At 71.8% G+C, this 4,385-nt stretch carries 7 protein-coding genes; all 7 read right to left on the bottom strand.

Annotated elements, in window-relative coordinates:
- Positions 1 to 302 (bottom strand): acylglycerol kinase family protein (locus tag ABZ371_RS29495; RefSeq protein ID WP_358685258.1); only part of this gene is annotated, 302 nt, incomplete at its 3' end.
- Positions 303 to 319: 17 nt separating this feature from the next.
- Complete coding sequence (gene tatC, locus ABZ371_RS29490) at positions 320 to 1,282, bottom strand: twin-arginine translocase subunit TatC (protein WP_358685255.1); 963 nt, start codon at positions 1,280 to 1,282, stop codon at positions 320 to 322.
- 49 nt (positions 1,283 to 1,331) lie between these two features.
- Positions 1,332 to 1,625, bottom strand: a complete 294-nt coding sequence (tatA, locus tag ABZ371_RS29485) for a Sec-independent protein translocase subunit TatA (RefSeq protein ID WP_358685261.1) — start codon at positions 1,623 to 1,625, stop codon at positions 1,332 to 1,334.
- Positions 1,626 to 1,842: 217 nt separating this feature from the next.
- Positions 1,843 to 2,040 (bottom strand): hypothetical protein, encoded by a 198-nt coding sequence (locus ABZ371_RS29480; RefSeq protein ID WP_358685253.1) that lies wholly within the window; start codon positions 2,038 to 2,040, stop codon positions 1,843 to 1,845.
- A 35-nt stretch (positions 2,041 to 2,075) separates the two neighbouring features.
- A complete protein-coding gene (locus ABZ371_RS29475) occupies positions 2,076 to 2,351 on the bottom strand; it encodes a hypothetical protein (protein WP_358685250.1) in 276 nt (91 codons plus the stop codon).
- Positions 2,352 to 2,389: 38 nt separating this feature from the next.
- Positions 2,390 to 3,346 (bottom strand): WYL domain-containing protein, encoded by a 957-nt coding sequence (locus ABZ371_RS29470; protein WP_358685247.1) that lies wholly within the window; start codon positions 3,344 to 3,346, stop codon positions 2,390 to 2,392.
- A gap of 14 nt (positions 3,347 to 3,360) precedes the next feature.
- Entirely contained in the window at positions 3,361 to 4,314 is a 954-nt protein-coding gene (locus tag ABZ371_RS29465) for a WYL domain-containing protein (protein WP_358685245.1), read from the bottom strand.
- Between the last annotated feature and the right edge of the window lie 71 nt (positions 4,315 to 4,385).

Here is a 4,385-nt window from a genome sequence, read left to right as displayed (position 1 = left end):
CCGAGGGCGCGGGCGAAGTCGTTGCCGGTACCGACGGCGACGACGCCCAGGGGCGTCTCCGTCCCCGCCACGGCCTGGAGGGCGAGGGACACCAGGCCGTCCCCGCCCACGGCCACGAGCGCCCCCGTCCCCCGGGCCACCGCGTCCCGGGCCCGCCGCAGGGCGTCACCGGCGTCCTCGCCGAGGATGGTCCGTACGGAGAATCCGGCGTCCCGCAACGCGGAAGCGGCCGGCTGCGCGGCTCGCGCGCCCCGGCCGCTTCCCGCGGTGGGATTGACGAAGAGGGTGATCTCGCTGGTCACCCGGGGACCCTACAAGGTCAGGTGATGTCGTCGTAACCGTTGAGCCGGTGCGAGCGCCCGCCGTCCGCACCCGAGCCGGCCTGCTCGGGCAGGGCGGCCCGGGAGGACACCGGCTCCACCGCGCCGACGGCCTCGGGAGTCAGGTCCAGCCTCGACGCCTCGTCGTCGTCGAGCTCGGCGTCCGGGTTCGAGCGCCGCCTGCGCTTGTCGTTGAGCAGGGAGACGCCCACGGCGATGAAGTAGAGGACGGCGAGCGGGCCGGCCAGCAGGAGCATCGAGATGGGCTCCCCACCCGGGGTGGCGATCGCGGCGAAGGCCGTGAGCCCGACCAGCATCCCGCGCCACCAGCGCAGCATGCGGGCGCCGGACAGGACGCCGGTCATGTTGAGCAGGATGAGCAGCAGCGGTAGTTCGAAGGCGAGCCCGAACACGATCACCATGCGGGTGATCAGGTCGAGGAAGTCGTCGAGCGGCAGCAGGTTGCGCACGTTGTCGGGGGTGAAGCCGAGCATGATCTCGGCGGTCTGCGGCAGGATCGAGTACGCGAGGTAGGCGCCGGCGACGAAGAGCGGGACCCCGGCGGCGACGAAGGCGATCGAGTAGCGCTTCTCCTGCTTGTGCAGGCCGGGTGCCACGAAGGCCCAGAGCTGGTACAGCCACACGGGGGTGGCCACCAGCACGCCGGTCATGAGGGACACCTTCAGCGCGATGGTGAAGGGGGAGAGCAGACCGTTGGTGGTCATCTCCGCGCACGGCCGGCCGTTGACCATGGTCACGGCGCCGTTCTTGCAGCCGACCGAGTCCAGGATCGGCTTCATCAGGAACTCGAAGATTTCCTTCTGGAAGAACGCTGCCGCGATGACGGCGACCACGATGGCCAGGACCGACTTCAGCAGTCGGTTGCGCAGCTCACGCAGGTGATCGAGGAGGGGCATCCGCCCCTCGTCGTCCTTCTCCTGCTTGCGGGCAGACTTGAGCAACCCACTTCCCTCGTCTCGTGCGGCAGCTGCCGGTGGTGCGGATCAGCTGTCAGCTCTGGGTGGTGGGCTTGGCCTCGCCGACCGGGCGGGAGCTGGTGACGTCCCCCGGGGCGGCCTGGATCGTCCGGGCGGTGGTCGCCTGCGGGGTGGCGTCCGCGACGGTCTCCGTGGTGGGCGCCGCGGGTTCCGCGTCGTCCTTCTTCATGGCCTTGGCCTCGCTCTTGAGGATGCGGGCCGACTTGCCGAGCGAACGCGCCATGTCGGGGAGCTTCTTGGCACCGAAGAGCAGCAGGATGACAGCGATGATCAGAACGATCTCGAGGGGCTTCAGATTGCCGATGATCATGTGCGACTTCCTTCTCACTGAGGCGACTGGAGGGTGGGCTCGCTACCCGTTCGGAGGGACAGACGTCCGACCTTCGCGCTGGCAGCGATCGTAACCCGCGGGGGTAAACACGAGGCAATGCCCGTGCGTACTCCCGCTTGCGGCCCCCACCTCCCTGCCTGGGCCGACCTCAGCAGCGTACCCCTCGGACCCGCGGATCAGGAGGGGCGCTCCCCTACCGCAGGGCCTCGCCGGTGTCCGCGAGCGTGGTGGCCGCTCGTTCGAGGTCCTCGGCCGCCCGGTTGATGCGCCGGGTGGTCTCCGCCACCTGTGCGCCGAGCCGTCGGGCTTCCACGAACACCTTCACGGCCAGGACGCCCAGTACGGCGAGGCCGAGGAATCCGAGGGCGATGGCGAGCATGGGCCAGAACATGGACGAGCCTCGATCCGTGTGTCGTCACCGCCGGGTCAGCGGGCGGCGGTGTGGAGGCGCAGCGACCGCACGCCACCGCCGGTGAGGAGTTCGACGATGCGCTCCCCGGCCGGCTTGCGGACGGCGGAGCCGCACTCGGGACAGGTGAAGGAGTAGAAGGTCGTGCGGCGGCTGGCCCCTATCGCCAGGCGCAGGGACCCGGCGGCGAGCTCGAACCGCCCGCGGCAGTCCGGGCAGGCGGCCCTGAACCGTACGGCGGCGGCCACCGGGACCGGGACCGGCCCGCTACGCCCCTGTGGTGTTCCCGTCATGTGACCTCCGTCTCCTCCGTGCACGTGCGGACGGCCGCTCAGAGCACGCCGTCGTAGGCGGCCAGTGCCTCGCGGGCCGCCGTCCGGGCGCTCTCGGCCAGTTCCCGCGGTGCCGTGATGCGCCCCTCGCCGCCCAGCCGCAGCGCCAGGCGGCGCAGCGAGGCCGGGTCCGGGGTGCGCAGGGTGATCCGCATGCCGCCGTCGGGGAGCTCCTCGGCGCTGTCGTGCGGGTAGTACTCGGCGACCCATCGTCCGCCGGGTCCCACCTCGATCACGACCTCCGGGTCCTCGGCCGCCGGCTGCACCAGCCCTTCGGAGAGGTCCCGCAGCTCCAGCTCGGGCGGCGCCGACGGTGCGTCGAGCAGGCGGATCTCGGCGACCCGGTCGAGCCGGAAGGTGCGCCGCGCCTCGGACAGCCGGCACCAGCCCTCCATGTAGGTGTGGCCGACGGCGAACAGCCTGATCGGGTCCACCTCGCGCTCGGTGAGCTCGTCACGGGCGGGCGAGTAGTAGCGCAGCCAGAGCCGGCGCCGCTCGGAGATGGCCCGGTCCACCTCCGCGAAGACGCCGCCCTCGGACTCGAAGGTGACCGAGAGCCGGGAACTCGCCGCCCCCACCTCGCCGGCCGCGGTCTCCAGCTTCGCGGTCGCGCGCACCAGCGCCTGCCGGTCGCTCTCGCGCAGCCCGGGCAGTGTGGCGACGGCGCGGGCGGCGACGAGCAGGGCGGTGGCCTCGTCGGCGGCGAGCCGCAGGGGCTCGGCGACGTCGTCCGGGTTGTGCCACCAGATGCGGTCGCCGTCGGTGTCGATGTCCAGGAGGTCACCGCCGCGGAAGCTGGTGCCGCACATGGGGAGTACGTCGAGGTCGGAGATCAGCTCGTCCTCGGTGATCCCGAAGGCCCGGGCGACGTCCTGGACGTGCGCGCCGGGGCGCTCACGCAGGTAGGTCACCAGGGAGAGCATCCGGCGGGTCTGGTCGATGGCGTTGGTGGCCACGGGCGGGCGTCCCCTCAGTCCTTGGCCACGGCGCGCAGCCGGTCCATCACATCGGCCCGCAGATCGGCGGGTTCGCTCACGACGACGTCCGGCCCGAACTCGACGAGCCAGGCGTCCAGTCCGTGTCCGTACGGGATCTCCAGCTCCTCCCAGCCGTCGCCGAGCTCCCGGAGCGATATCGCACGGGACCGCAGCGGGTAGCCGGCCCCCTTGCGCAGCCTGATCCGGGCGGTCCTGGTCGCGGTCTCGCCGGCCCAGCTCTCCACGGTCTCGCGGACGGTGACGACGTCGGGCACCGGGGCGGAGAACACTCCGGCCCGGGAGCGCACCTTCCCGGAGATCCGGGACAGGCGGAACACGCGTTCGGCTCCCCGTCCGCGATCCCATCCGGCCAGGTACCAGTGGCCGCGCCAGCACTCCAGCGTCCAGGGTTCGACCTGGCGCTGTTCGGGGCGGGCGGCGTTGGCCTTGCGGTAGTCGAAGGTGACCGGGCGGCGGTCGCGGCACGCGAGCATCAGCGGCTCGAAGGCCGCCTCGTGGACCGGGATGCGGGGCTCCAGGGCGCTGTGCACCTCGTAGGCGTCCCCGGTCTCGGGCATTCCGGCGGCCCGGAGCTTCTGCAGCGCGCCGCTGGCGGCCCCGGCGAGGCGGGCCTGCTGCCAGACCTTGGCGGCGAGTCCGAGGGCGGCGGCCTCCTCGGCGTCCAGCGTGATGGGGGGCAGCCGGTTGCTGTCGCGGCGGGCGAGGTAGCCGGTGTCCCCGTCCAGGTTCTCCACCGTCTCGATGACGAGGCCGAGCTCGCGCAGATCGTCCTTGTCCCGCTCGAACATCCGGTTGAAGGACTCGTCCGTGCCGGCTTCCAGATAGGCCTCGATGGACCCGCGGAGTTCACGCTTGCTGAGCGGGCGACGGGTACCCAGCAGGCACAGCGCCAGGTTCATCAGCCGTTCGGCCTTGGCAATCGCCATCGACGCCCTTTCTCTACGTGCTCTACGACCGTCGACCGTACCGCCCCGGGGTGTCCGGACCAAAGCGAGGG

The organism is Streptomyces sp. NPDC005899, assembly GCF_040629645.1.
In the GTDB taxonomy this organism is placed as follows: Bacteria; Actinomycetota; Actinomycetes; order Streptomycetales; family Streptomycetaceae; genus Streptomyces.
This window is presented reverse-complemented; position numbering and strand designations above follow the sequence as displayed.